General features: G+C 37.5%; 24 protein-coding genes and 1 pseudogene. 15 read left to right on the top strand and 10 right to left on the bottom strand.

Annotated elements, in window-relative coordinates; genetic code table 11:
• Positions 1 to 85 precede the first annotated feature (85 nt).
• Positions 86 to 913, bottom strand: a complete 828-nt coding sequence (murI, locus tag NNJ85_RS04495) for a glutamate racemase (protein ID WP_254473973.1) — start codon at positions 911 to 913, stop codon at positions 86 to 88.
• A pseudogene (locus NNJ85_RS04490) lies at positions 906 to 1,743 on the bottom strand (RNA methyltransferase). Before NNJ85_RS04490 ends, murI begins: the two are co-directional and overlap by 8 nt.
• Positions 1,744 to 2,043: 300 nt before the next feature.
• Between NNJ85_RS04490 and sfsA the strand changes: the two are divergent.
• Genes sfsA through radC form a run of 3 tightly spaced genes read left to right on the top strand, consistent with a single transcriptional unit; the run spans position 2,044 to position 4,395 of the window.
• A complete protein-coding gene (gene sfsA / locus NNJ85_RS04485) occupies positions 2,044 to 2,760 on the top strand; it encodes a DNA/RNA nuclease SfsA (RefSeq protein ID WP_254473971.1) in 717 nt (238 codons plus the stop codon).
• Complete coding sequence (gene map / locus NNJ85_RS04480; protein ID WP_254473970.1) at positions 2,753 to 3,583, top strand: type I methionyl aminopeptidase; 831 nt, start codon at positions 2,753 to 2,755, stop codon at positions 3,581 to 3,583. Before sfsA ends, map begins: the two co-directional genes overlap by 8 nt.
• 17 nt (positions 3,584 to 3,600) lie before the next feature.
• Entirely contained in the window at positions 3,601 to 4,395 is a 795-nt protein-coding gene (radC, locus tag NNJ85_RS04475) for a DNA repair protein RadC (RefSeq protein ID WP_254473968.1), read from the top strand.
• Positions 4,396 to 4,436: 41 nt separating this feature from the next.
• On the opposite strand, the gene NNJ85_RS04470 is transcribed toward radC, so the two are convergent.
• The 4 genes from NNJ85_RS04470 to NNJ85_RS04455 form a co-directional block, all read right to left on the bottom strand.
• Positions 4,437 to 4,649, bottom strand: coding sequence for a DUF3126 family protein (locus NNJ85_RS04470; protein WP_254473966.1), 213 nt, complete (start codon positions 4,647 to 4,649; stop codon positions 4,437 to 4,439).
• Positions 4,650 to 5,258: 609 nt separating this feature from the next.
• Positions 5,259 to 6,032 (bottom strand): alpha/beta fold hydrolase, encoded by a 774-nt coding sequence (locus tag NNJ85_RS04465; RefSeq protein WP_254473964.1) that lies wholly within the window; start codon positions 6,030 to 6,032, stop codon positions 5,259 to 5,261.
• Positions 6,029 to 6,541 (bottom strand): DUF192 domain-containing protein, encoded by a 513-nt coding sequence (locus tag NNJ85_RS04460; RefSeq protein WP_254473963.1) that lies wholly within the window; start codon positions 6,539 to 6,541, stop codon positions 6,029 to 6,031. Before NNJ85_RS04460 ends, NNJ85_RS04465 begins: the two co-directional genes overlap by 4 nt.
• Before the next feature lie 255 nt (positions 6,542 to 6,796).
• Positions 6,797 to 7,372, bottom strand: coding sequence for a cold-shock protein (locus NNJ85_RS04455; protein ID WP_254473962.1), 576 nt, complete (start codon positions 7,370 to 7,372; stop codon positions 6,797 to 6,799).
• 328 nt (positions 7,373 to 7,700) lie between these two features.
• Between NNJ85_RS04455 and NNJ85_RS04450 the strand changes: the two genes are divergently transcribed.
• The 5 genes from NNJ85_RS04450 (at position 7,701) to NNJ85_RS04430 (ending at position 12,565) form a co-directional block, all read left to right on the top strand.
• The gene (locus NNJ85_RS04450; RefSeq protein ID WP_254473961.1) at positions 7,701 to 8,834 is read left to right on the top strand and encodes an ABC transporter substrate-binding protein; all 1,134 of its coding nucleotides are present in this window, start codon (positions 7,701 to 7,703) and stop codon (positions 8,832 to 8,834) included.
• A gap of 120 nt (positions 8,835 to 8,954) precedes the next feature.
• Positions 8,955 to 10,031, top strand: coding sequence for a branched-chain amino acid ABC transporter permease (locus tag NNJ85_RS04445; RefSeq protein WP_254473960.1), 1,077 nt, complete (start codon positions 8,955 to 8,957; stop codon positions 10,029 to 10,031).
• Positions 10,031 to 11,089, top strand: a complete 1,059-nt coding sequence (locus NNJ85_RS04440) for a branched-chain amino acid ABC transporter permease (protein WP_254473959.1) — start codon at positions 10,031 to 10,033, stop codon at positions 11,087 to 11,089. The genes NNJ85_RS04445 and NNJ85_RS04440 overlap by 1 nt, the downstream gene beginning before the upstream one ends.
• A complete protein-coding gene (locus NNJ85_RS04435) occupies positions 11,086 to 11,868 on the top strand; it encodes an ABC transporter ATP-binding protein (protein WP_254473958.1) in 783 nt (260 codons plus the stop codon). Before NNJ85_RS04440 ends, NNJ85_RS04435 begins: the two co-directional genes overlap by 4 nt.
• Positions 11,855 to 12,565: an ABC transporter ATP-binding protein gene (locus tag NNJ85_RS04430; protein WP_012231719.1), complete on the top strand. Its 711-nt coding sequence runs from the start codon at positions 11,855 to 11,857 to the stop codon at positions 12,563 to 12,565. Before NNJ85_RS04435 ends, NNJ85_RS04430 begins: the two co-directional genes overlap by 14 nt.
• A gap of 91 nt (positions 12,566 to 12,656) precedes the next feature.
• Here NNJ85_RS04430 and gatA read toward each other — a convergent pair whose 3' ends face one another.
• Both gatA and gatC read right to left on the bottom strand, forming a co-directional pair.
• The gene (gatA, locus tag NNJ85_RS04425; RefSeq protein WP_254473957.1) at positions 12,657 to 14,141 is read right to left on the bottom strand and encodes an Asp-tRNA(Asn)/Glu-tRNA(Gln) amidotransferase subunit GatA; all 1,485 of its coding nucleotides are present in this window, start codon (positions 14,139 to 14,141) and stop codon (positions 12,657 to 12,659) included.
• A 31-nt stretch (positions 14,142 to 14,172) separates the two neighbouring features.
• A complete protein-coding gene (gene gatC, locus NNJ85_RS04420) occupies positions 14,173 to 14,460 on the bottom strand; it encodes an Asp-tRNA(Asn)/Glu-tRNA(Gln) amidotransferase subunit GatC (RefSeq protein WP_254473955.1) in 288 nt (95 codons plus the stop codon).
• A 149-nt stretch (positions 14,461 to 14,609) separates the two neighbouring features.
• Between gatC and ruvX the strand changes: the two genes are divergently transcribed.
• Complete coding sequence (ruvX, locus tag NNJ85_RS04415) at positions 14,610 to 15,089, top strand: Holliday junction resolvase RuvX (RefSeq protein ID WP_254473953.1); 480 nt, start codon at positions 14,610 to 14,612, stop codon at positions 15,087 to 15,089.
• Here the strand turns inward: ruvX and NNJ85_RS04410 are convergent.
• Complete coding sequence (locus NNJ85_RS04410; RefSeq protein ID WP_254473951.1) at positions 15,074 to 16,693, bottom strand: acyl-CoA dehydrogenase family protein; 1,620 nt, start codon at positions 16,691 to 16,693, stop codon at positions 15,074 to 15,076. The two genes, ruvX and NNJ85_RS04410, sit on opposite strands and share 16 nt — an antisense overlap.
• 126 nt (positions 16,694 to 16,819) lie before the next feature.
• Between NNJ85_RS04410 and NNJ85_RS04405 the strand changes: the two genes are divergently transcribed.
• Genes NNJ85_RS04405 through dprA form a run of 4 tightly spaced genes read left to right on the top strand, consistent with a single transcriptional unit; the run spans position 16,820 to position 20,916 of the window.
• Entirely contained in the window at positions 16,820 to 17,785 is a 966-nt protein-coding gene (locus NNJ85_RS04405; protein ID WP_254473949.1) for an aspartate carbamoyltransferase catalytic subunit, read from the top strand.
• Positions 17,782 to 19,083, top strand: coding sequence for a dihydroorotase (locus NNJ85_RS04400; protein WP_254473947.1), 1,302 nt, complete (start codon positions 17,782 to 17,784; stop codon positions 19,081 to 19,083). Before NNJ85_RS04405 ends, NNJ85_RS04400 begins: the two co-directional genes overlap by 4 nt.
• Positions 19,084 to 19,094: 11 nt before the next feature.
• Positions 19,095 to 19,727: a glycerol-3-phosphate 1-O-acyltransferase PlsY gene (gene plsY / locus NNJ85_RS04395; RefSeq protein WP_254473945.1), complete on the top strand. Its 633-nt coding sequence runs from the start codon at positions 19,095 to 19,097 to the stop codon at positions 19,725 to 19,727.
• Positions 19,684 to 20,916: a DNA-processing protein DprA gene (gene dprA, locus NNJ85_RS04390; RefSeq protein ID WP_371923326.1), complete on the top strand. Its 1,233-nt coding sequence runs from the start codon at positions 19,684 to 19,686 to the stop codon at positions 20,914 to 20,916. Before plsY ends, dprA begins: the two co-directional genes overlap by 44 nt.
• Here dprA and NNJ85_RS04385 read toward each other — a convergent pair.
• Positions 20,846 to 21,052: a hypothetical protein gene (locus NNJ85_RS04385; protein WP_005773510.1), complete on the bottom strand. Its 207-nt coding sequence runs from the start codon at positions 21,050 to 21,052 to the stop codon at positions 20,846 to 20,848. The two genes, dprA and NNJ85_RS04385, sit on opposite strands and share 71 nt — an antisense overlap.
• A gap of 266 nt (positions 21,053 to 21,318) precedes the next feature.
• On the opposite strand from NNJ85_RS04385, the gene topA reads away from it, so the two are divergent.
• Together topA and rnr are read left to right on the top strand one after the other, a co-directional pair.
• A complete protein-coding gene (gene topA / locus NNJ85_RS04380; protein WP_254473941.1) occupies positions 21,319 to 23,892 on the top strand; it encodes a type I DNA topoisomerase in 2,574 nt (857 codons plus the stop codon).
• A 3-nt stretch (positions 23,893 to 23,895) separates the two neighbouring features.
• Positions 23,896 to 26,166: a ribonuclease R gene (gene rnr / locus NNJ85_RS04375; protein ID WP_254473939.1), complete on the top strand. Its 2,271-nt coding sequence runs from the start codon at positions 23,896 to 23,898 to the stop codon at positions 26,164 to 26,166.
• Positions 26,167 to 26,359: the final 193 nt, after the last annotated feature.

The raw sequence follows: 26,359 nt of genomic DNA, 5'->3' as shown, positions 1-26,359 counted from the left end.
GAATAGCTTAACATACCATATGCAAAGCTATCCACGGGACACGTCAATGATAGCCATTTTCTTGAAAGAAAAAGCTAGAGTATCTTTATTGATCCTGTATCTCAAAGTCAACACCTTTCATAAGTTTTAAGCCAAATCCTTTTAACAACTGCTCCGTTGAAGAAGTGATATTTCTCGATGTCAGCAACGCAAAATCTTGATATTTTTTTATGGGGTGCTGATGTATTTTTTCCGACAAAGGTAATAATGATCTGATATGTTTGGCGATCGCTTTTGCTGGATCAATCCATTCAACAGACCATAAAGCTTGTTCACGAAAGAATTTAATCAAAAAAGGATAATGAGTGCAGGCTAAAACAATAACATCAGTATATTTGCCATTTTTTTCTACAAAACATGGCAGGATTTCTTTTCTTAACTCTTCTAAATCGATAGATTTTCCTCGTAAATAATCTTCAGCAAATCCAGCAAGCTTTTCACTTCCTACAAGCTGAACATGACATTGTCCAGCAAAAGAGTTAATTAATTCATTTGTATAGGCACGTTTAACTGTTCCAGGAGTCGCTAATACGGAAATAAAACCAGATTTCGTTTGTTCAGCAGCTGATTTAATAGCAGGAACCGTTCCCACAAAAAGGACATGAGGAAAATTCTGTCGTAGATCTGTCATCATCAATGTAGAAACAGTGTTGCAAGCAATCACACATAAGGCGGGATTATAGCGTGTTAAAAGATTTGTAAAAATCTTTAAAATGCGTTCTTTTAAAACATTTTCTTCCCAATTACCATAAGGAAATCCAGCATCATCAGCCACATAAATAAATTGTATTTCAGGGATAAAAACGCGCGCTTCCCTCAACACTGTTAAACCACCAACACCACTATCAAAAAAAAGAATAGGTCGTTCATCCATCAGTTTTCACATTTGTTTTTAATTTTTTGACGATCACGCTCTTTAGGGGCTCTACTCCCCCGTGGATATTGAGGAGAAAAATGATCCAATGAAGATATAACTCCTCGCAATAAGCGAACCTCAGATTCACTAAAGTTAGCACGCGTAAAAACAGAGCGTAAATTTGTAAGCATAACCTCTTTTCGTTCTCGGGGTCTAAAATACCCACGGATATCCAAAGCCTCTTCCAATTGAGATAAAAAACCATGAAGCACTGCTTTATTTGCAGGCTCCATCTCTGCTGCACGAAATGCCGTATCGCTTACATTTTCTAGACCTGTTTTCATCCATTCATAAGACATCAAAAGAACCGCTTGTGCAATATTAAGTGATGCAAAAGCAGGATTAACTGGAAAAGTGATGATTTCATCAACAAGGCTGATTTCATCATTTTCTAGTCCCCATCTCTCTCTTCCAAAGACAATACCTGTTTTATGTCCGATATTCTCACGCTGACGAAGTACATTTGCTGCTTCAACAGCACTTTTTACAGTTTTAAATCCACATCTTTCACGGGCTGTTGTAGCAAAAACATAATGTAAATCTGCAATTGAATCACGTAATGTGTCAAAAATCACGGTGTTGTTAATGACATGATCAGCTTTACTTGCAGCAGCTCTAGCTTTTTCATTTGGAAATGTTTCTCGAGGTTTGACGAGCCGAAGTTGAGAAAGCCCAAAATTTGCCATTGCCCTTGCGACCATACCAATATTTTCCGGAAGCTGCGGTTCAACTAAAATAATAATGGGTCCATTTGTTAAATTTTCACGATTCTTATTCGTTCCAGCCATCAACCTTACCTAGTTTCACTTAAATAATCTCCCTCTCCACTATTTTTTAATGGAACCTTCTTCACAGTACGCTAATACTGTTTAATAATAAATTATAGACAATGTTATTTTTTCACTCAACGCGTGTAGATTCTCTCATAAAAATTTAAAAAGCCATTAAAGTGAACGATGAAGTTTATAACAATTTATATAAGATATCGTAGCGTTTTTTACATCCATTTTATCTTTTTAAATAGGGAATAACTCCTACAAATCATAATCTCAGTTGAATTATGAAATCATAAATCCTAAAAAAGAAATATGTACTTTATTCCCAAACTTTTTCCTGCAAAGCTTATCCGTCGTTATAAACGTTTCCTTGCAGATGTTAAACAGGATGACCAACATATTTTCACTGTGTCGGTACCAAATACAGGATCAATGCTTGGATTGACAGCTTCCAACGCCAAAGTTTGGCTTTCATATCATAAAAATACCAAGAGAAAATATGCCTATCAATTAGAAATTGTTGAATCCGATAATACTTTAGTTGGTATTAATACCACTTTACCGAATAAACTTGCGTTAGAAGCAATTCAAAACGGATTACTACCAGAATTAAGTGGGTATAAAACGATTTTAAAAGAACAACGCTATGGGATACAATCACGCATTGACTTTCTTCTACGGAATGACAATCTTCCTGATTGTTACCTAGAAGTCAAAAATGTTCATTTTATTCGTCAAAAAGGATTAGCAGAATTTCCTGATAGCGCAACAAAACGGGGTGCCCGTCACCTTGAAGAACTCATACAAATCGTACAACAAGGAAAACGAGCTGCTATGCTGTATGTTATTCAACGGGAAGATTGTGCAGCTTTTACAATCTGTCACGATCTTGATCCACTCTATGGACGTAAGTTTGATTTAGCATTAAAATCAGGGGTAGAATGTTATGCTGTAAAGTGTCACGTAAGTGTAGAAGGTATTTTTCCGATTCAGAGAGTAAAAATAGAAAACAGAAAAAACAATGATTGAATATATTGAATATAATAAAATCCCTTTAAAATTTAACGGGAAAATTCGCATTTTCGATGACTATGCTTTCGCTAAAATGCGTGAAGTTGGTCGTATTGCGGCAGAATGCCTTGATGCTCTTATGGATATTATTAAACCTGGCGTCACTACACAAGAAATTGATGATTTTGTATTTACTTTTGGTGCCCAAAAAGGAGCTCTTCCTGCTGATTTAAATTATCATGGATACAGCCATTCATGCTGTACATCTATCAATCACGTTGTCTGTCATGGTATTCCCAATAAAAGACCCTTGCAAGAAGGTGATATTGTGAATGTTGATGTGACTTTTATTCTTGATGGTTGGCATGGTGATTCAAGTCGTATGTATCCTGTTGGGAAAATCAGACGTGCTGCAGAACGCCTTTTACAAATAACCTATGAAAGCCTTATGAGAGGAATCGCTGTCGTTAAACCTGGAGCAACGACAGGTGATATCGGTGCTGCCATTCAACAGTATGCAGAATCTGAACGGTGCTCAATTGTGAGAGATTTTTGCGGACATGGTATTGGTCAGCTTTTTCATGATGCCCCCAATATTCTCCATTATGGAAATCCTGGAGAAGGAGTCGAATTAAAACAAGGGATGATGTTTACGATTGAACCTATGATTAACCTTGGTAAGCCACAAGTTAAGATTTTATCTGATGGATGGACTGCTGTTACTCGTGACCGCTCTCTGACAGCACAATATGAGCATACAATTGGTGTTACAAATGAAGGGTATGAAATATTTACACAATCGCCTAAAAATATCTTTTATATTCCAAATTCTCAGACCTAATCCACTGTAGAGATGTTATGGCTAAAAAATTAAATCAAAAAGAAGATATTCAAAGTAATCACTTTGCATTAACATCAAGTTCTCCATCCACCCCAGTATCAGAAAGAAAAAGTAAAGACCCTAAGAAAAACACACAGCTTGATAAACATTATCAAGGACATCGTGAACGTCTTCGAAAGCGCTATTTAAAGTCAAAAGGAAATGCACTTGAAGATTATGAATATCTTGAATTATTGCTTTTTCGCACAATACCTCGCACAAACACAAAACCTATAGCTAAAAATTTGATAGCACATTTTGGTTCACTCGCAGATGTGTTAGGAGCTGATATTCATCGACTTCAAGAAGTTCAAGGATGTGGTCCCGCAACGGCAATTGATTTAAAAATTATTTCAGATGTTGCTGGACGTCTTGCTCGTGCGCAATTGTTTAAACGTGATATTTTTTCATCATGGGATAAAGTATTAGCGTATTGTAAAGCGGTTATGGCTCACGAAACACGTGAACAATTTCGTATTTTATTTCTGGATAAGAAAAACGGCTTACTTGCCGATGAAGTACAACAAACTGGAACCATTGATCATACCCCTGTTTATCCTCGTGAAGTTATTTCTCGAGCTTTAGAATTATCCGCGTCAGGACTTATTTTAGTCCACAATCATCCTTCTGGTGATTCCACTCCCTCCGATGCAGATATAACAATGACATACAGATTAAAAGACGCAGCAAATGCATTAGGGATTACAATCCATGATCACCTTATTATTGCACGCCATAATCATACAAGTTTTAAAGCATTAAAACTCATATAAACCTTATGGAAAAAAGACTTCATTCAAGGATCAATAGCCAATCAATTTTCTAAATCAATATCCAATATAGCCATTGAGAAATTGTAGGATAGCTCATCTTCATCTTCATCTCGATAGATAACGCCTAAAAACTCATCCCTCATATAAACCTCACAAGAATCATCCTTTTTAGGCCGTGCTCTGACTTGCAATGCTGAGTTTTGGAATGTATTTTTTAAATAATTATCAAGTTTTTTTATTTCATCAGCATTCACTACGCTCTCCTGTTTTTTGAGACGATTAAAATAATTGCGTGTCGCGCGAATAAGATATTCCTTTGATTCTGTAAAGCCAGTAAAAAAGCTTAATCTGAATATTGACTTAATATTACATATATTTACAGGTCTTTCTTTATATATTCATAAAGAACTTTTATAAAAGGAGTCTATCATTATTAAATATACCCGTATAGATAAAAAAATGGCAGAAAACTGTATATTTAAATAATCTTACTTTATCTCCAATTTTAGCATCTGCATTTATGAAGCATGTTTAGAAGAAAAATTAATCATCGATTTATAATTTTATCCTTTCTATAGAAAATTAAAATAATAATAATTTTTTATTTAAAACTACATTTTTTAGCAAAAAAACATTATTACATCACTTAAAAATAATTCTTTTCAAAGAATTTTAAATATAGTTATCTAACCTTAAAGGAATTACATAGTTTAAGAAATACACAAAATAAGTGAATGAGAGTTTATTTTTCTACCTATTTTTTATAAAAACTTATGTCAAAATAGAAAATTTTAAATAAGCTTTTCAGTTTATACGCGAAAATATTGGGCATTTTTGAAAATGCTAAGATCTATCAAAAATCTTTATTTTATAGGATAACGAGAAAGAAAATTGATAACACCTTTTTTATAAACTTTATCACCTACAGCAAGCATATGATCTCGACCAGGAATTGATAAAGCTTCACCACAAGGCAACAAAGCTGCTAATGGCTCTGCAGCACCGCCAATCTCATCTAATGAACCAACGGCAACAAGTGCAGGTTGTTCAATTTTATGAATTTCGGACGCCGTTAACTCCTGTTTTGATGTGATAATACAAGCGGCCAGAGCACGTCTATCACTTTTTGTTTGATCAGCAAATTTACGGAACATTAAACCACGTGTATTAGTAATGGTAGAGGGATCTTCGGCCAGAAGGGCCTCAGCAACAGGTTTCCAATTTCCTGCTCCCGTTACCATACCAATACCTAAACCACCAAAAATAACGCTGTTCACATGTGTTGGATGTAAAAGAGCCATAAAAGCACTAATACGAGCCCCCATAGAATATCCCATAACATGGACTTTAGATAACTCTAAATGCTGTAAAAGTTTGACTGCATCGCCAGCCATAGCTTGAGGTGTATAAAAGCTAGGATCATAACTTTTAACTGAATCTCCATGGCCCCGATTATCAAGAGCAATAACACGATACCCTGCTTCAGTGAGAATACGAAACCAACCCGTTGCATACCAATTCACTCGTGCAGAAGATCCAAAACCATGAATCAACAAAATAGGTGCGCCCTGCCCTTCTTCTCGATAAGCAAATCGCAAACCATCATATTCAAAAAAACGAACGTCCTCAGCTGTCATTTTTTATCACACTTTCCACAAACGACAGGATGAATAACCACATTGCCCTTTTTTATCTGCTTTTCAGAAACTTCACCAGCGTTAATCTCAAGTGCAAAAGCTGCAGGAACGCCTGATGAAATGGTCTTTTTTGAAAATGGAGAAGTGTTTTCAATAATCGATACAATAACCCCTTCAGAGTTTAAAAAAATCATATCTAAGGGCAAAGGTGTATTGGCCATCCACATAAAAAACTTTTGTTCCTCTTCCGATTGATAACTCTTTTGCTGCTTAAAAAGCATTGCACGATCGCGTGGAAAATCAGTCCGATACATTAAACCAGCTGCTGCTTGAGAGGGGGTAAAAGCAATCTCTACCTTATAAGAAATTGTATCTTGGTTTGTGTGTATTTCTAAAGGAATCGGATGAATAGGAATTTCCATGGGCTCCTTCGCGACAACAACGAGCATTTCTAACATAAAAAGTATCGCCGATAAAATAATATACCCTTTTTTAAAAGGTTCTAACATTCTTGTCTCCACCACAAAAAAATCTTAAATTTTGTTTCTGAAATAAAAAATATCAGAGTTCAAAAGCCAAAAAACAAGAAAGCTCTTCCCTTATTTTCTTTTATTTTATTCAATAGAATAGGCACATTTTTCTCATTTAGTTTATAAATTCACGAGTGCTATAACAGAGATACTTCTATAGCTGTTTACGCAATAACCATCCTTTAAAAATACAAAAAAATATTGATTTTACTGGAAAGTTCAATGAGTAGCGATTTAATGTGTAGCAAAAGGAAATCCTATATCTGGATAAATTTCTGCTGTCATCAAACCTTTTTCCCCTTTACCAAACCGGACAAGAACAACTTGTCCTGAACGAAGCTCTGCTAAACCAAAACGGCGCAATGTTTCCATATGAATAAAAATATCTTCTGTTCCCTGCCCACGGCTAAGAAAACCAAAACCTTTGTCACGATTGAACCATTTAACAATTGCACGTTCTAGTCCACTTTCTGGAGTAACAACAACATGAGTACGGGCTGGAACTTCTGATGGATGAACCGCTGAAGAACAATCGATAGATTTCACCTGAACGCACTTTAATCCTCGTTCCGTCTTTTCCACAGCACAAATAACTTTAGCGCCCTCCAAAGCCGTTTGGAAACCATCCCTTCGCATGACTGTAACATGCAATAATATATCGGGGAAATGAGGTAAATCAGGTACAATAAACCCATAGCCCTTACTTCCATCAAACCACTTAATGACACCACTGATTTCGATAATCTCCCCATAAGCACCTATACTATCCTCAGATAGGGAACAATCCTTTAATGCATCCTTACTCGTCATAATAACGTGATCCTGTAGCTTATAAATTGCACGATATTGATTCTCTAGGTTTAAGTAAACATTGCTCTTGTATCAACACGCAAGTCCCAAGATAAGATTTCCCCATATTGTCGTATCTCTTACATGTTAATATCAACATGAAATTTATAAAAAATATTTATAAAACTATTTGATTGTACGCTTTACATATCTTACAAAGAGTGCGCTAGAAAAAAGGTCATATTAAAAGTTTTTTTACATAATGATATTTTCATTAATGTGCAACTTGCATGATGAAGAAGTTCAATATAAGGTGCAAAAACGACAATTCAATTAAGGAAAATGCGCAATGCAATTGAAGAAAATCCTTACGACAATCACAGCTTTCATGGCACTTACAGCAAATGTTTATGCGAATGAACCTATCAAAATTGGTGTTTATCTTCCGTTAAGCGGTCAAAATGCCTTTGGAGGTCAGCTTGAAATTCGAGGTATCGAATTAGCTCATAAACAAGTTCCAGAAATTTTGGGACGTAAAGTAGAACTTGTTATTATTGACAACAAGTCTGATAAAGTGGAAGCGGCTAATGCTGTTATGCGTTTAACAGCAAGTGAAAAGGTAAGTGGAATCATTGGTAGCTATGGTTCTTCACTCTCACTAGCAGGTGGTGAAATATCTGAAAAGGCAAAGACTCCCACCATTGCAACTTCTTCAACGAGTCCCCTTGTTACACAAGGTAAAAAATATTACTTTCGCGCTTGTTTTATTGATTCCTATCAAGGGATAGGAATCGCGACTTATGTAAGCCAGATTTTACATGCAAAAAAGGCCGCTATTCTCAAAGATATTTCAAGCGATTATGCCATCGGTCTTGCGAGTTATTTTGCACGTGCTTTCAAAAAATTAGGTGGTGAAGTTATCTCAAATTTAAATTATAATTCCGGAGATCAGGATTTTTCAGCTGTTCTCACACAGATTATCGCGCAAAAACCTGATATCTTATTCATTCCATCTTACTTTTCTGAAGGTGCGATCATCATGAAACAAGCGCGTGAATTAGGGGCGAAGTTTCAGATTATGGGTGGAGATGCCATGGATAATCCAGAAACCATTACGATTGCAGGAAGTGCTGCAGAAGGTTTCTTACATACGACACTTCCCTATAGTGAGGATATGTCAAATATGTCAGTTGCTGCCCAAAAATTCACGGAAGAATGGAAAAAATCTTATCCTGACAAAGAGCCAAATATCAATTCAGTTTTGGGATACACAAGTTATATGATGTTCATGAAGGCTATTGAAAATGCTGGCAGCGCTGATCGTGAGAAAATTACCATTGCATTAAGCAAGTTAAAAGATTTTGAAACACCCTTTGGTAATATGTCGATGGATGAAAATCATAACCCTACGATTCCGATTGGTATCATTAAAATACAGGATGGAAAACGTGTTTATTTAGAAGAAGTTAAACCTGCTTTTTAATTTAAGAGTTGTACTTATTAAAATTGGAATGCAAGAATTGGTTGAGAATATTTTTTTCAACCAGAATCTTAAAATTTTCTTATTATCCTATGTAAATTAACAAATGTGGAAGGATGAGAGATGAGCACGGAAATGTTCATCCAGTATTTTTTTAATGCACTGGCATTGGGGTCTCTTTATGGACTTATCGCGATTGGTTACACCATGGTTTACGGGATATTGAGACTGATTAACTTTGCTCACGGTGATATCTTTATGCTGGGGGCTTATTTTGTTTTCTTTTCCACAATTAGCTTTATGCCGGCTTGGGCTGCATTTCTTCTTTTATTCCTCGCTGCTCTTATTTACTATTCAGTCTTTATAGGATTTAAAAAGCGCCCTCCAACTTATTGGATTGCTGTCTTTTTAATTCTTACGTTAGGATTTGTTTATTATTTTAAAATTTCCCCACAAAATTTTACACCGATCTGGGTTTTAGCTCTTTGTTTTTCCATTTTTATTACAAGTGCAGTGGGGATTATTGTTGATCAATTTGCCTATAGACCTTTACGCCATGCACCGCGTATTTCGGCACTTATCGGTGCAATCGGTGTTTCTTTTTTTATTGAAAATCTTGCTACTGTACTCTTTAGTGGTGTTCCAAAAGGTGTAAAACAACCAGATTTTCTGGTAACACCATTTTTATGGCATCTAGGATCAGAAGCAGAAGGTATCATTAGAATTGCTCCCATGTCACTGATTGTTCCCATTGTGTCATTGATTCTTATCGTTTTACTGTTATGGATTATCCATAAAACAAAACCTGGTCTTGCTATGCGTGCAATCTCTCATGATATTGAAACGACGCGTTTGATGGGGGTTTCTGTCAATAAAGTCATTGCATTTACATTTGGGATAGGCTCGGCGCTTGCCGCTATAGCGGGCATTATGTGGTCTTTACGTTATCCTCAAATTCAGCCTTATATGGGCGTTCTTCCTGGTCTTAAAGCCTTTATCGCTGCTGTTATCGGAGGTATTGGTTCGATACCAGGAGCAATGTTGGGAGGATTGTTATTAGGGTTTATTGAAATTATGATTATCGCATTTTTTCCCGCGCTATCTGGATATCGTGATGCCTTCGCTTTCATTTTATTGATTCTGATTTTATTAGTATTGCCCACGGGATTAATGGGTAAAAAAAGTCAGGAGAAAATCTAATGGCAAAGTCAGCGACAATTTTTTTATCGTGTATCAGTATTTTCATTCTTATCGTTTTTTTGTTCTATGCAGATAAGCATTTTAATGACTATACACTCCGTATCATCAATCTGATTGCTATTAATGCGATCTTAGCGATTTCGCTTAATTTGATTTATGGCTTTACAGGTATGTTTTCCCTTGGACATGCCGGCTTTATGGCTATTGGTTCTTATGTCTGCGCAATTTTACTTCTTTCTCCTGAACAAAAAGAGATGATGTGGATTCTTGAGCCTATCGCTGAACCTTTGTCCCATCTACAACTCCCTTTTTTTGTTGCTGTTGTTGTCAGTGGTTTGTGTGCAGCAATTATCGGTTTATTGATTGCTTTGCCAATATTACGTCTTGGTGGTGATTATCTTGGGATTGCAACATTGGGTTTTGCAGAAATTATCCGCATTATCATTACGAATGCAACATCGCTCACAAATGGTTCTTTGGGAATCAAAGGAATACCTCAAAATGCAACATTATGGTGGAACTATGGTTGGTTAGCATTTACAGTTCTCTTTATTGTTCTCTTACTGCGAAGCAATACGGGTAATGTACTACGGGCTATTCGTGATGATGAAATTGCTGCGAAAACGATGGGAATTAATGCTTTTTTCTACCGTAGTTTTTCTTTTACTGTTGGAGCGTTTTTTGCAGGGATAGGTGGCGCATTAATGGCTGCTCTTATTTCAACCATTGATCCGAAAATGTTTAATTTTTTGCTCACTTTTAATATTTTAATGATTGTTGTCGCTGGTGGTCTTGGTTCAATTACAGGAAGCATTATTGGCAGCATTATCATTACAGTCATGCTTGAATGGCTTCGTATTATTGAAAGTCCATTTGACTTAGGTTTTATACATATTCCAGAAACACCAGGACTTCGCATGGTTGTTTTCTCTCTTTTATTGCTGGTAATTATTTTATTTTGGAGAAAAGGGTTGATGGGACAACGTGAATTTTCATGGAATGGAATTTATAGCTTTCTAATACGCAAAAGGCTTTCTAAGTCTGAGGGAAAGCTATGAACGACACTCTTCTTTCACTCAATGATATTGTAATGCGTTTTGGCGGATTAATTGCTGTCAATAATGTTAATATGGCCATTAAACGAGGAAGCATAACTGGATTAATTGGTCCCAATGGTGCAGGAAAAACAACAGTTTTTAATATGATTTCTGGATTTTATGCCCCTACAAGTGGTACTATTCTTTTTGATGAACAAAAAATTTCTGGAGAACCTCCTTATATTGTTTGTAGACGTCATATTGCCCGAACATTTCAAAATATTCGTCTTTTCTCAGGGTTAACAGTTTTACAGAACGTTATGGTGGGTGCTCATGTCCGTCAAAAATATCCTTGGTTTTCGTCAGCCCTCTTTCTTTCAAAAGCAATGAAAGAAAAAAGAGAAGTTTATAAAAATTCCATGGAGCTTCTTGAGCGGCTACAACTTGATCACCTTGCCAATCAATTAGCAACAGCTTTACCTTATGGTGTACAACGGCGTTTAGAAATTGCACGCGCATTAGCCACGAAGCCTAAATTGCTTCTTCTTGATGAACCTGTCGCTGGCATGAATCCTCAAGAAAGTGAAGATCTTAGAAAATTCATAGCAAAAGTGCAAAAAGACTTTGATCTTACAATTCTTCTTATTGAGCACGATATGAAAGTGGTTATGGGGCTTTGCCAACATATTTTGGTTATGGAATATGGCTGTTGCATTGCCAGTGGCACACCAGATGAAATTCGTAATAACCCTAAAGTTATTGAAGCTTATCTTGGCGGAGATGTTTATGGATATTCTTAAAATAAAAAATCTTCACGTTCATTATGGTGCCATTAAAGCTGTTCAAAATCTTTCTATGTCCATAAAAAAAGGAAGTATTGTTACTTTAATTGGGGCCAATGGTGCTGGGAAAAGCAGTATTGTACGCTCTATTACAGGACTTAATCGCTCTGTTTATGGAGAAATTACCTATAATGGCGAATCAATTATTAAAAAATCACCAGAAGAAATTTTACGATTAGGAATTGCTCTAAGCCCTGAGGGGCGACGTATTATGCCTCATCTCACTGTTTTAGAAAATCTCCATCTTGGTGCTTATATCCGTCATGATAAACAGGGAATTTCTCGTGATATTGAATGGATATTTGATCTTTTCCCACGCCTACGTGAAAGATCAAAACAGTTGGGAGGAACAATGTCAGGTGGAGAACAACAAATGGTTGCTGTAGGGCGCGCACTCATGAGCAATCCTGATATGGTTATATTAGATGAACCCTCGTTGGGGTTAGCCCCCCTTCTCGTTCGGGAGATTTTTTCGATTATCCGCAAAATTAATGATATGGGAAAAACTGTTCTTCTTATTGAACAAAATGCATTTGCTGCACTTTCTATCGCTGATTATGCTTATATTTTAGAGGTAGGGCATATTTTATTTCACGGTGAAGGAAAAGCTATGCTTTCTGATCCGCGCGTTAAAGAAGCCTATCTTGGTGGATAAAGACGAAAAATTAAGGAAATAGAACCTATTCCTCCTCACTTTTAAGAAAACATTTCTCATCAGTGATGAGAAATGTTTTTCAGTTTAATGATTATATCCACCATTTTTCTGCACAGAATATTCCTGCGGCTTGTTCAATAATATGTGCTATTTGAAAAATAACTTCTTCAGCAAAAGGTTTACCAATCAGTTGCAATCCTAGGGGTAAACCATTTGATGACAAACCAGCAGGAACAGACATTCCTGGTAAACCAGCCATATTAACCGGTACTGTAAAGATATCATTAAGATACATTGCGACAGCATCATTTTTTATTTTTTCATCAGCAATACCAAAGGCAGGAGTTGGAGTTGCTGGTGTAAGAATAGCATCAATGCCTGAATCAAAACATTGATCAAAATCACGTTTTACGAGTGTTCTTACTTTTTGAGCTCTTAGATAACAGGCATCATAATAGCCTGATGAAAGAACATAAGTCCCAACCAAAATACGCCGCTTAACTTCATCACCAAAACCAACAGAACGCGTATTTTCATACATTTCAATAATATCTTTTCCAGGCACACGCAAACCAAAACGGACACCATCATAACGCGCTAAATTAGAAGAAGCTTCTGCAGGAGCTATAATATAATAAGAAGGTAGAGCATATTTTGTATGGGGTAAAGAAATATCGTGTATTTTAGCTCCCGCATCTTTTAACCAATTTATTCCCTTTTGCCAAAGTTCAATAATCTCAGAAGACATTCCATCCAGATAATATTCTTTTGGAATACCAATTTTCATTCCTTTAATTGATTGACCAAGATAACTTTCATAATCAGGAACTGGTAAATTCATGGAAGTAGAATCTTTTTCATCAAAAGAGGCCATTGATCTGAGTAAGATAGCACAGTCACGAACATCTCTAGCAATAGGTCCAGCTTGATCGAGGGATGAAGCAAACGCGACAACGCCCCATCGTGAACAACGTCCATAAGTCGGCTTTATTCCTACAGTTCCAGTAAAAGCTGCTGGTTGACGTATTGAGCCACCTGTATCTGTTGCTGTTGCACCCGCACAAATTTGTGCCGCAACAGCGGCAGACGATCCCCCTGAAGAACCACCGGGGACGAGTTTTTCATTCGAGCCTTTTTTTCTCCATGGATTAATAACGGGACCATAATATGATGTTTCATTAGAGGAGCCCATAGCAAACTCATCCATATTAAGTTTTCCTAACATCACGGCACCATCTTGCCATAAATTAGCGGTAACGGTTGATTCATAGAGCGGTTTAAAACCATCAAGGATATTTGAACAGGCTTGAGTATGAACACCACGGGTTGCAAAAAGATCTTTAATTCCTAAGGGGATTCCTTCCAAAGTCCCCCCCTCTCCTCTCGCCAAGCGGTCCTCTGATTCAGCAGCCATTTTTCTTGCTTGTTCTGCTGTTATTGTTACATAAGCATTCAAAGTTGGATTAGCCAGTTCAATTGCTTTTAAATAAGCTTCCGTTAATTCCGTTGCTTTGAGCTTTTTCTTTATGAGAGCATCACGAGCTTGTGCAATTGTGAGGTTTGTTAAATCAGTCATATTGGTTCTCAAATTTCAAAAATATAAAAAGTTACTCAACAATTTTTGAGACAAGAAAGAAATTCTCTTCTGTAACAGGGGCATTGGCGACAATATCTGCTGCTTTATTGCCATCTGTAACACGATCTTCACGCATTCGTAGAGTCATCGGTATCACAGATGTTAATGGCTCAACTTCACTGACATCAACTTCATTTAACTGCTCTACAAAACCGAGAACAGCATTGAATTTTTTTGTCATAGGTTCTATCTCATTATCATGGATGGCAATCCGCGCTAAACGAGCAACCCGCTTGACGGTTTCTTGATCAACAGACATACTCTTTACGCCTTTCTGTTTTTTTGTTTTATGCATTAATCTTTATTCTGGCTATACAAGGCTGCGCTTGCAAGCGCAAGAATATTAGATAACATGAATAGAGAATATAATTATAGATCTGAAATATTAAAAAACGTATTATAATTCTTATGACTGTTATTAATATCAATGAAGTTATGACACATCTTTTGCCTGGACAAACAATAGCAGGCTTAGATTTAGGAACAAAAACGATCGGAATTGCGATTTCTGATATGGGGCTAATTGTTTCAAATCCGCGTCCTGTGCTCCAGCGAAAAAAATTTACAGAAGATGCTCACGCACTGATTAAAATTTTTGATCATGAAAATGTAGGCGTTGTTATCATTGGCTTACCTCTTAACATGAATGGAAGCAGTGGCTCTCGTGTTCAAGCAACGAAAGCTTTTGTAAGTAATATGAAAGTGCATACAGAAATTCCATTTGTTTTTTGGGATGAACGCTTATCAACCATTGCCGCAGAACGTTCTCTTTTAGAAATGAATGTATCGCGCACTAAAAGAGCAAGCAGAATTGATTCAGCAGCTGCTGCTTTTATATTGCAAGGTGCACTCAATAGAATTCAAAACTTTCATCATATGGAAGGATAGAGAACATTAAGCAAATGCCCTGCATTATAGCGCGCAATGAGCATCCCGTAGGAAGATCTCCATTGTCCCCCAAGGCGGCTTTCCATATAGGCATTTGCAACATGTTCTATGTCCGTAGAACGTAATGAGGCGGCGGCGGCGGCATAGGCTACTTGTTCAACAAAAAACCTTCCTGCCCCTTCATTTGCTGCTGCCATATCACCGGCAGACTTAATAATTTCAATGGCACGTGGTCCTGCTGGGCCAATATCAAGAGAAATTTTTTTTAACAATTTCTGAAACAATCCCGGTGCCTTTTCAGCAATAAGAATGGCATCCTTTACCAATTGATTAGCCGAATTATTTCTCACAATTCGCGCAGGTCCATTATGCAACATTTGTGATAATGGATTGTTCTCTATAAAGCTTTCAATACCAAGTTGTGCAATAATTTCACCAATAATAGGCACAACCAATTGACTGACGTGATAAGCAATAATAGGTGTCATAATGCGAGCGAAAGCTGCTTCAGAACGGTCATTTGCTGCATTATCAAAGGCTCGCGCTAAACGCAAAACCAATGCTTGTGAAGCTGCAATATCTAATGCAATATCTGCAAAAATACGTTCTGTCAGTGGTGGTAAAGGCTGATTTGGCATTTTTTTCCGGAAAAAATCTATACCAAATTGAAGGGCGGCGCGCAAAACACCTGCCGATATGACAGATTGATCAAAACGCATCATCGTCTCGATATCTTTAATAACTTTAAGACCTTCTCCAGCATTTCCCAAAAGCCAACCATAACTGCCTTGAAAATCAACAACCCCCTCTGGTGTTAAAAGTTCTCCAGAACGCTGAATTAAATGACGAATCGATATCAGACCATTTAATGCACCATTTTCCTGTATACGTGGAACAAAAAAGCAACTTAAATGACCATTTAAATCTGCACTAACAAGATACCCATCAGCTGTAGGATTAATCACATTAGTTTTTACGACATTTAAGCGATACAGATCACGTTCCATATTTTCATCGAAAGAAATTTTCTTAACACTTGGAAAATTGAAAGCGTATTGTTCAATATCATCAAAGGCACACGTCAGAGAAGCGGATTTTTTATGATGAATAGGCCTTGATGAAGAATCATATTGGCGTGACAAAAGGACATTTTGCCATTTTTTGAAGAGCTCATTATCACTAATTAAGACGGCAATCGCTGCACTCGTTATAATAATCTCATTCAAATGCCCTGTTTCTAAACCAGCAGATAAAGCCAAACGAATTGCACGTGCTTGATAACGTACTCCATTTTCTGAAGAAGTATTTTCCCAAAGCGAGGTCACCAACCCCGCTTGTCTAGAATATCGTTGAAGGTCTTGATAGGAAGAATGTATTTCTAATTTTTCTACCGACTGTCCCCATTCATCGTTATAACACAATAAAGGCTTATAATGATTCGCTGAGCAGGAAAGCTTCCATGCTTCTCGACTCGCAGCAAAATCCCCTATTTCTTCAAAGCTTGCTAATAAGAACTTAGGCAAAGTAGAAGCCATACGAAACATAAGCGTATCGCTAAGAAATGTATTTTTTCGACGAGCATTTTGCGCAGAGACAGCACTCATAGGTCTATTCCTGTATTCAAATCATTCATATCATAGACTATTTGTCTTTTTAGAGTTAAGAAACATTTATCATATTCAAACAAATGCTTGTTTAATCTGTTTTAAAGAGAGATAAAGAAGAATGCTATGATTCAAGATAAATTTTTTCCACTTTTCCCTCATGAACATCTTTTGGCTATTAAAGATCTGAGTGTACAAGACCTTAATACATTGCTTGATCGTGCAGAAGCAAACGTTATCCTTTCTAACAAAATTGATAAAAAAAAATCTATTTTGCGTGGACGGACTCAAATTAATCTCTTTTTTGAAGCCTCTACGCGAACACAATCTTCTTTTGAATTAGCCGGCAAAAGGTTGGGAGCAGACGTGATGAGTGTTGCGATCGGCAACTCATCTGTAAAAAAAGGGGAAACGTTACTTGATACAGCTGCAACGCTTAATGCGATGAAGCCAGATATATTGGTTTTTCGCCATAGCAGTGCGGGAGCAGCAGCTTTATTAGCGCAAAAAGTTGATTGTTGTGTCATTAATGCAGGTGATGGTGCTCATGAACATCCAACTCAAGCTTTATTAGATGCTCTGACCATTAAAAGAGCAAAAGGTCGTATTGAAGGATTAACGATTGCCATTTGCGGAGATATCTTGCACTCACGTGTTGCACGTTCTAATATTCTTAGCCTTAATGCTTTGGGTGCTCGTGTTCGTGCTGTTGCTCCTTCAACACTCTTACCCACCGAAATTAATCATATGAGTGTTGAGGTTTTTAATAGCATGAAAGAAGGCCTTAAAGATGCTGATATTATCATGATGTTACGCTTACAGCATGAACGGATGACGGGCTCTTTTATTCCCTCCACGCGTGAATATTTTCATTATTTTGGTTTACATAAAGAAAATTTAGCTTATGCGAAAAACGATTGTATTATTTTGCATCCTGGTCCCATAAACCGTGGTGTGGAGATTGCATCGGATATCGCCGACGGACCACAAAGTATGATTCATACACAAGTAGAAATGGGAATTGCAGTGCGTATGGCGGTCATGGAAGCTTTATTAGATTCACGCTTGAAGATCAATGGAGAAAAAAAATGATAAAACCAATTGTTTTTCAACAGGCTCGTATTATTGATCCTTCACGCGCAATCGATGAAATTGGTACAGTTATTGTTGAAAATGGGCAAATTATAGCCGCTGGAAAAGAAGCTTTGAATCAGGGAATCCCTGCAGAAGCAAAAGTTATTAATGCACAAAACAAAGCAATTCTTCCTGGACTTGTTGATGCGCGTGTTTTTGTTGGAGAACCAGGAAATGAAAATCGTGAAACAATTGCATCTGCAAGTCAAGCTGCCGCAGCAGGTGGTATTACTTCCTTTCTTATGATGCCAGACACGCACCCAGTTATTGATAATGTTGCCCTCGTTCAATTCATTAAGCGCACAGCCCAGGAAATGTCATCGGTCAATATTTATCCCGTTGCGGCAATCACACAAAATTTCAACGGACAAGAAATAACTGAATTTGGTTTGCTCAAGGATGCAGGAGCCGTTGCTTTTAGTGAAGGAAAAAAAACACTCCAAAATTCATCTGTTATGCGACGTGCAATGACTTATGCACGCGATTTTGATGTCCCATTGATCCACGAAACGCAAGATAAAGATCTTACAGGACAAGGCGTGATGAATGAAGGACTGCTCGCCAGCTGGCTTGGTCTTTCTGGCATCCCCCGCGAAGCAGAAGTGATCCCACTTGAAAGGGACCTGCGCTTAGCAGCATTAACGCAAACACGCTATCATGCCGCTCAGATATCGACAGCGCTCTCTGCTGATGCCCTTCGCTTAAGCAAGCAACGCAGTGAGAAAATTTCAGCCGGTGTATCGATTAATCATTTATCTTTCAACGAAAATGACATTGGTCAATATCAAACTTCTTTTCGCCTCATGCCCCCATTGCGTACAGAAGAAGACCGGATAGCACTGATTGAAGCAATAAGAGATGGGACGATAGATGTCATTGTCTCTTCCCATGACCCTCAGAGTATGGATACAAAACATTTACCATTTAATGATGCAGCGGCTGGTTCTATTGGTATGGAGACCTTATTGAGTGCAACTTTGCGTCTTTATCATGATGAGAGCCTATCTCTTCTCCGGATAACTGAAATTTTATCAACGATGCCTGCAAAGCTCTTTGGACTCAATGCAGGAACATTAAAGAAAGGTGCTTATGCAGATCTTATTGTGGTTGATCTTGAAGAACCATGGGTTGTTTCGACAGAAAAGTTCTATTCACGTTCAAAAAATACCCCTTTTGAAAAGGCACGTTTTCAAGGACGTGTCCTCCAGACCTTTGTGAAAGGGAAATCCGTTTTTAAACTTGATCAACAAACTTAATGAGATTCTTTATGAATGAAGCAGAAATACTTTTTCAGTCCACTCCATGGTTTATTTTCCTCGTATCGTATCTCATTGGCTCAATTCCATTTGGTCTTCTGTTGACGAGATTGGCCAAACTTGGCGATATAAGAGCAATCGGTTCCGGCAATATTGGAGCAACAAATGTTTTACGAACAGGAAATAGAAAAATTGCTGCTCTAACACTTCTTTGTGATATGCTGAAAGGAGCTATCGTTGTTTTCGTTATAAAGTTTTTTAACGATCCGCTCGACAATAGTATCCTTATTTCTCTAGCGGGTTTTTTTGCTTTCTTAGGACATCTTTTTCCCATATGGCTTAAATTTAAAGGAGGTAAAGGTGTTGCGACCTATTTAGGGGTTTGCTTAGGAGTGTATTGGCCTGCAGCAATTATTTTTATTATTGTATGGAGTGCAATTTTTCTCCTCATGCGTTATTCTTCATTATCTGCGCTTATTGCAGTTACAATCACACCGATATTTGTTTTTTATTTTTCCGATTTTTATTTCTGTTGTATGCTGATCGCGATGAGCCTATTTGTGTTTATAAAACATTCTGCAAATATCAGTAGATTATTAAGTGGGGAAGAAAGTAAGGTTGGTACGCAAAACAGAGATAAATAAAGGAATCCTGCTTACTGATCGTCAACGTCTAAGCTGGTTACGGTTATTGCGCAGTGAAAATATTGGAGCTGTTAGTTTTCGCAATCTCATTGATCATTATAAAACAGCAGAAAATGCTTTAGCAGCGCTGCCAGAGCTTATTAGAAAAGGGGGTGGTTCTGCATCTACTAAAATAGCAAGCTTAGAAGATGCAGAAAAAGAAATACAAGAAGCTGAAAGATTAGGTGTTCGGTTTATCGGTATGGGAGAACCAGATTATCCAGCTTTTCTGAAAGTTACAGAAGCCCCTCCGCCACTTATTGCTATCAAAGGTAATGTTTCAATTTTTCAAAAAACGTCTATTGGCATTATAGGCTCTCGAAATGCTTCAGCTGCTGGGAAAAAGCTTACAGCTCAATTTGCCCATTTTCTCGGAGAAGCAGACTTTGTAACAATTTCTGGGCTTGCTCGTGGAATTGATAGCACTGCGCATCAAGCAAGCTTAAAAACAGGAACCGTTGCAGTCATGGCTGGGGGAATTGATCATATCTATCCTCCTGAAAATAAAAAGTTGCATGAAGATATCATCACCAATGGTGGAGCCATCATCAGCGAAATGCCCATCTCTTGGAAGCCGCGCGCTATCGATTTTCCAAGAAGAAACCGTATTATTGCAGCTCTATCACTTGGTTTGTTGGTTGTGGAGGCAGCCCTGCATTCAGGGTCCTTAATTACCGCACGTCAAGCCGCTGAAATGGGACGGTTGATTTTTGCTATTCCCGGTTCTCCACTTGATCCAAGATCTGTTGGTACAAACAACCTCATCAAGGATGGAGCTCTCCTCACCACACATCCTTCTGACATCATCGAAACACTTACGCCATTAATTTCACCGCTTCCAAATTCCCAACTCAATTTTTTTGAGGCACCACCCTCTTTACAACTTGAAACGGAGAATTTTAATTTAGCAGACGAAAAAAACTCCCATTCCTCTTTAACAGATGATGATGCAGCACGCGCAGCAGTTCTCTGTGCTCTTTCAACAACGCCAATCGACATAGATACACTCAGCACCCATGCAGGTGTCCCGCTCCCAACTCTCTACCTCTTATTGGTAGAACTCGAGCTTGCTGGAAAGCTTATTCGACACTCTGGTGGTTGTGTGTCATTGTCGAATCTTGATCTTCCCCAAGAGCCTCAGCACTATTAATAATGCTTTGCCCTTCTTTGGCAACCATATCCAAAAGCAATGCTAAAAGCGGACTATGCGCCTGACGCGCCATCTGATTCATTTGCTTTGACATGTCTGTAATATATTGGATAACTTTCAAATGATTTATAAACATAATCCTCTATCCTTGAGCATTTCCCCTCCTACCTCTCAATAGACGTTATCTTAGTATTTCGCCGTATGTTTTTGTAATAACAGTGGAAAATAAATCGTGTAATTCTATATAGGGTGCACTTTAATAATAACAATCACAAGTTGTACAATATTCATGTTTTTTATATGGCTAATATTTTTTTTATGTGTTCTTAAACAATTGCCATTAGCTATTCGCGTGAAAGGCGTTTATAAAAAAGTTTTTTATTTCAATATTCGGGTAAAATTATGAATATCGTTATCGTTGAATCTCCAGCAAAAGCAAAAACAATTAATAAATATCTTGGGTCTCAATACAAAGTTGTCGCATCATTTGGACATGTTCGTGATTTGCCTGCAAAAGATGGCTCCGTTTTACCGGATCAAGATTTTTCAATGAAATGGGACATAGATTCTGCGGCTGCTAAACGTTTAAATGAAATAGCAAAAGCCGTTAAAGAAGCTGATAGCCTTATCTTAGCAACAGACCCTGATCGTGAAGGGGAAGCTATTTCATGGCATATTCTGGATGTTCTTCATCAAAAAAAAGTTTTAAAAGATAAACCTATTAAAAGAGTTGTCTTCAATGCCATCACAAAAAAGTCTGTGCTTGATGCTATGAACAATCCACGTGATATCGATACATCACTGGTCGATGCTTATCTTGCACGTCGCGCTCTCGACTATCTTGTTGGTTTTACGCTTTCACCTGTTTTATGGCGTAAACTCCCTGGTGCACGCTCTGCTGGGCGCGTTCAGTCGGTTGCTTTACGGATTATTTGTGACCGTGAATCAGAAATAGAGCATTTTATCAAAGAAGATTATTGGACCATTACAACACAGTTAAAAACCATTAGAAATGATCATTTCCAAGCAAGATTGACGATGTTTAATCAAAGGAAGATTGGCAAACTTGATATTCAATCTCAAGAACAAGCAGATCAAATTCGCCTTATGTTGGAGAAGTCCCAATATCACACACTCAGTGTTGAAGCAAAACCTACAAAAAGAAATCCTTTTCCTCCCTTTACAACCTCTACACTCCAACAAGCGGCTTCTTCAAAATTAGGCTTTTCAGCTTCTCGCACGATGCAAATTGCCCAAAAGCTTTATGAAGGGATTGAAATTAAAGGTGAAATGGCGGGACTTATTACTTATATGCGTACCGATGGTGTGCAAATGGCGCCAGAAGCCATTGATACAGCAAGAAAGGTAATTCATGAATCTTTTGGAAAGGACTATGTTCCTGAAAAACCGCGTTTTTATTCAACAAAGGCGAAAAATGCACAGGAAGCACACGAGGCTATCCGTCCAACAGATTTTCAACGATCCCCCAACCAAGTCCATCACTTTCTCGACAGTGATCAGGCAAAGCTCTATGAACTGATATGGAAACGCGCTATTGCCAGCCAAATGCGTTCTGCTGAAATTGAACGTACAACCGTTGAAATTGAAGCCCAGCAGGGAGACAACCATGCAAATCTTCGTGCAACAGGATCTGTTGTTCGTTTTGACGGATTTATTTCCGTCTATACGGATCAACGAGACGAAGAAAATAATGAAGAAAATGAAACAACACGTTTACCACAAATAAACACGGGTGAAGCACTTACAAAAGAAAAAGTTGAATCTGTACAACACACCACAGAGCCCCCTTCCCGTTATTCTGAAGCCTCATTAATTAAAAAACTTGAAGAATTAGGAATTGGTCGTCCTTCAACGTATGCCTCTACATTGGCAACATTGTGTGATCGTGGATATATTGTCATTGATAAGCGGAAACTTTTTCCTGATGCTAAGGGGCGTATTGTTACAGCCTTTCTTGAAAATTTCTTTAATCGCTATGTAGAATATGGTTTCACAGCAGATCTTGAAGAAAAGCTGGATCTTATCTCTGATGGCAAACTTTCTTGGAAAGACGTGTTGCGTGATTTTTGGGACGGATTTAATGCATCTATTAGCAATATCCAAGAACTGCGTATCGCCAATGTCCTTGATGTTTTAAATGTAACATTAGCACCTCTCGCCTTTCCTGAACGCGAAGACGGAAGTGATGTACGTTCCTGTCCTCTCTGTAAAGATGGTCAATTATCCTTAAAACTCGGTCGGTATGGTGCTTTTGTTGGCTGTTCCAATTATCCTGAATGTAAATACACACGCCAACTTGGGACAGAGACAGAAGAAGAAAATAAAGCTGTGCACAATGACGAACCTCTTATGCTTGGTATTGATCCTGAAACAGGAAAAGATATTTCTCTTCGCAATGGCCGTTTTGGTCCCTATATTCAACGAGGTGAAAGCAAAGAAGCCAAACGTGCAGGGCTACCAAAAGAATGGCAGGCAGAAAATATAACTCTTGAAAAAGCCTTGGCTTTACTCTCTCTTCCCCGTGAAATTGGCATTCATCCTGAAACTGGCAAAATGATCACGGCGACAATTGGACGCTATGGTCCCTACCTTAGTCATAATGGAAAATCTGCGCGCCTTCTTCATGCGGATGAAGTTTTTGATATTGGTATCAATCGTGCTGTTACAGTATTGGCAGAACAACAAGAAAATAAAACCAAGCAAAGCAGAACAACATCTGCAGCATTGGCAACATTAGGAGAGCATCCCGAAGGAGGAACTGTTACTGTGCGCAATGGACGTTATGGTCCTTATGTCAATTGGGGTAAAGTTAATGCAACATTGCCAAAAGATAAAGATCCCATTAGTGTAACCCTTTCAGAGGCACTAGAACTTATATCAGCTAAAGCATCGAGTAAAAAGACAACGTCAAAAAAAGCTTCTTCCAAAACAAAAGCAAAAACAAAAGAGATATAAAATTTGGCTAAAGGTGAAAAAAACGTAAAATTCCTCTCCTCAGTCAGGGGAGGAAAATTACCCAATAAGGAAGAAATTCTTTCCTTTATTAATGAAAACCCTGATCGATCAAGTAAACGAGAAATAGCCAAAGCTTTTAATTTAAAAGGTGATTCTCGTATCTGGCTTAGAGATATATTACGTGCATTAAAGGATCAAAATCTTATATCTAAACAGCGCAAAAGAGCAATAAACAAAGGAAAATTACCCCCTGTTGCTTTGGTAAAAATTAGCGGTCGTGATAAAGATGGTGGTTTTATTGCACAACCTTTTGAATGGGAAGATACGTCAAAACCCAATATTGAAATACACTCTTTCCGTCATATAAAAGGAGGGAACATTGGCGTTGGAGATCATGTTCTTGTAAAAATTTTTCGAAATAAAAATTCTCAAAGCCCCTCTTATACGGGGCGAATTATTCGTAAAATTGATATATCCCTAAAGAGCACATTGGGTGTTATCCGAAAATTGGAAAATAATCAATGGCGCCTTGATCCTATAGACCGCAAAACCAATGAGCTCATCGTTGAAATGTCTCCAGAAATAAAGGTCGAAACGGGTGATCTCGTTGAAGTTGAAATAAAAAAAAATACGGGTTATGGACTGAAAAGTGCGCAAATAAAAAATGTTTTAGGGCATATTAAGAGTGAGAAAACACTTTCAATGATTGCTCTTCTCTCAAAGGGAATTCCTTATATTTTTCCTGAAAGCGTTCTTGAGGAAGTTAAACACATCAAAACAGCCAATATGGATAATCGCGAAGATTGGCGACAATTACCATTTATTACGATTGATCCACCAGATGCAAAAGACCATGATGATGCAATCTATGCAAGCAAGGATAAGGACCCAACAAATAATGGTGGTTGGATTATTATTGTGGCCATTGCAGATGTTTCTTACTATATCAAAACAGGAAGTGCTTTAGATAAAGAAGCATTAAAACGCGGAAATTCTATTTATTTTCCTGATACTGTTGTACCAATGCTGCCTGAACGCCTTTCTCATGATTTATGTTCTCTGCGTGAAGGAAAAGAAAGACCAGCTTTAGCCGTTCGTATGATTTTTGATGCAAACGGTAATAAACAAAAACATAGTTTTCATCGCATTATGATACGTGTAAGAGCCAAACTCTCCTATCAAGAAGTACAATTGGCAAGAAAAGAACATATCCATAAAAAAAATGCTCCCCTGCTTGAGAATATCTTGCAACCTTTATGGGAAGCTTATGCGTGCCTTAAAATCGCGAGGGATCGTCGACAGCCCCTAAAATTAGAAATAGCAGAAAAAAAGATTATTCTTGATCAAAGTGGATGCATCCAAGATGTTGTGAGTGAAGAACATTTAGAAGCGCATCGTTTGATTGAAGAGTTTATGATACAAGCCAATATTGCAGCTTCTGAAACATTAAAAAAACATCATCAGCCCCTTATCTATCGTATTCATGACAAACCCTCTCTTGCCAAACAAGAAATATTGCGAAATTTTCTTCAAAGTTTAGGGATATCACTCTCCAAAAGTGCAGAATTAACATCAATACGCCTTAATAGAATTTTAGAAAAGGTCGCTCATACCGAACAACAAGAGCTGGTCAATCAAGTTATTTTGCGTTCACAATCACAAGCAGAATACAATCCTAAAAATAGTGGCCATTTTGGTTTGAATTTGCAGAACTATACACATTTTACATCACCAATTCGCCGTTATGCTGATCTCATTATTCATCGAGCACTCATTAAAGCTCTCAAACTAGGAAATGATCAATTAACGAATACACAAGAACAAAATCTTGCAGAAATTGCTACGCAAATTTCTTTATATGAGCGTCGTGCAATGATCGCTGAAAGAGAAACGATTGATCGGCTTGTTGCGCACTATTTAACGAATAAAATTGGCCGTGTTTTTACAGGCCGCATTTCTGGAGTTACAAAAGCAGGTCTTTTTATTTCACTTGATAAACTCAATACAGATGGTTTTGTCCATATTTCTACACTTAAAAATGATTATTATCATTTTGATGAAGTGCAACATGTTCTTATAGGACAACATAGCCATAAAGGCTATCAGCTCAGTGATATTGTAGAAGTAAAACTTATAACAGTACAACCCTTTTCTGGTGCTTTAAGCTTTGAGCTTTTAACAGAGCCTCGTCCCATCAAATTTTCATCGGCATCCTACCATAAAAACAAATTAAAAAAACAAAAGCATCGTTTTTATGGAAGAAGAAAATATTAGTTAAAAATAAAAAAATATTGCTTAAATTTTCACTATCACCTTTTGTATTTTAAATGCTAAAAAGTTTTATTAAAAAATAATTAAGCTTTTTACTCTCTTTTCAATATTTAATAATAAATAGGATTATAATGATCTAAGCTAAGGGGCTGTGGATGAGATTGGGGATCTGGAGTGTGTTGTGTGGGGGGTGGGG

It is taken from the genome of Bartonella sp. B1098 (assembly GCF_944896145.1).
GTDB lineage: Bacteria > Pseudomonadota > Alphaproteobacteria > Rhizobiales > Rhizobiaceae > Bartonella.
Note: the sequence above shows the minus strand (reverse complement) of the source record. Positions and strands in the feature narration are given on the sequence as shown.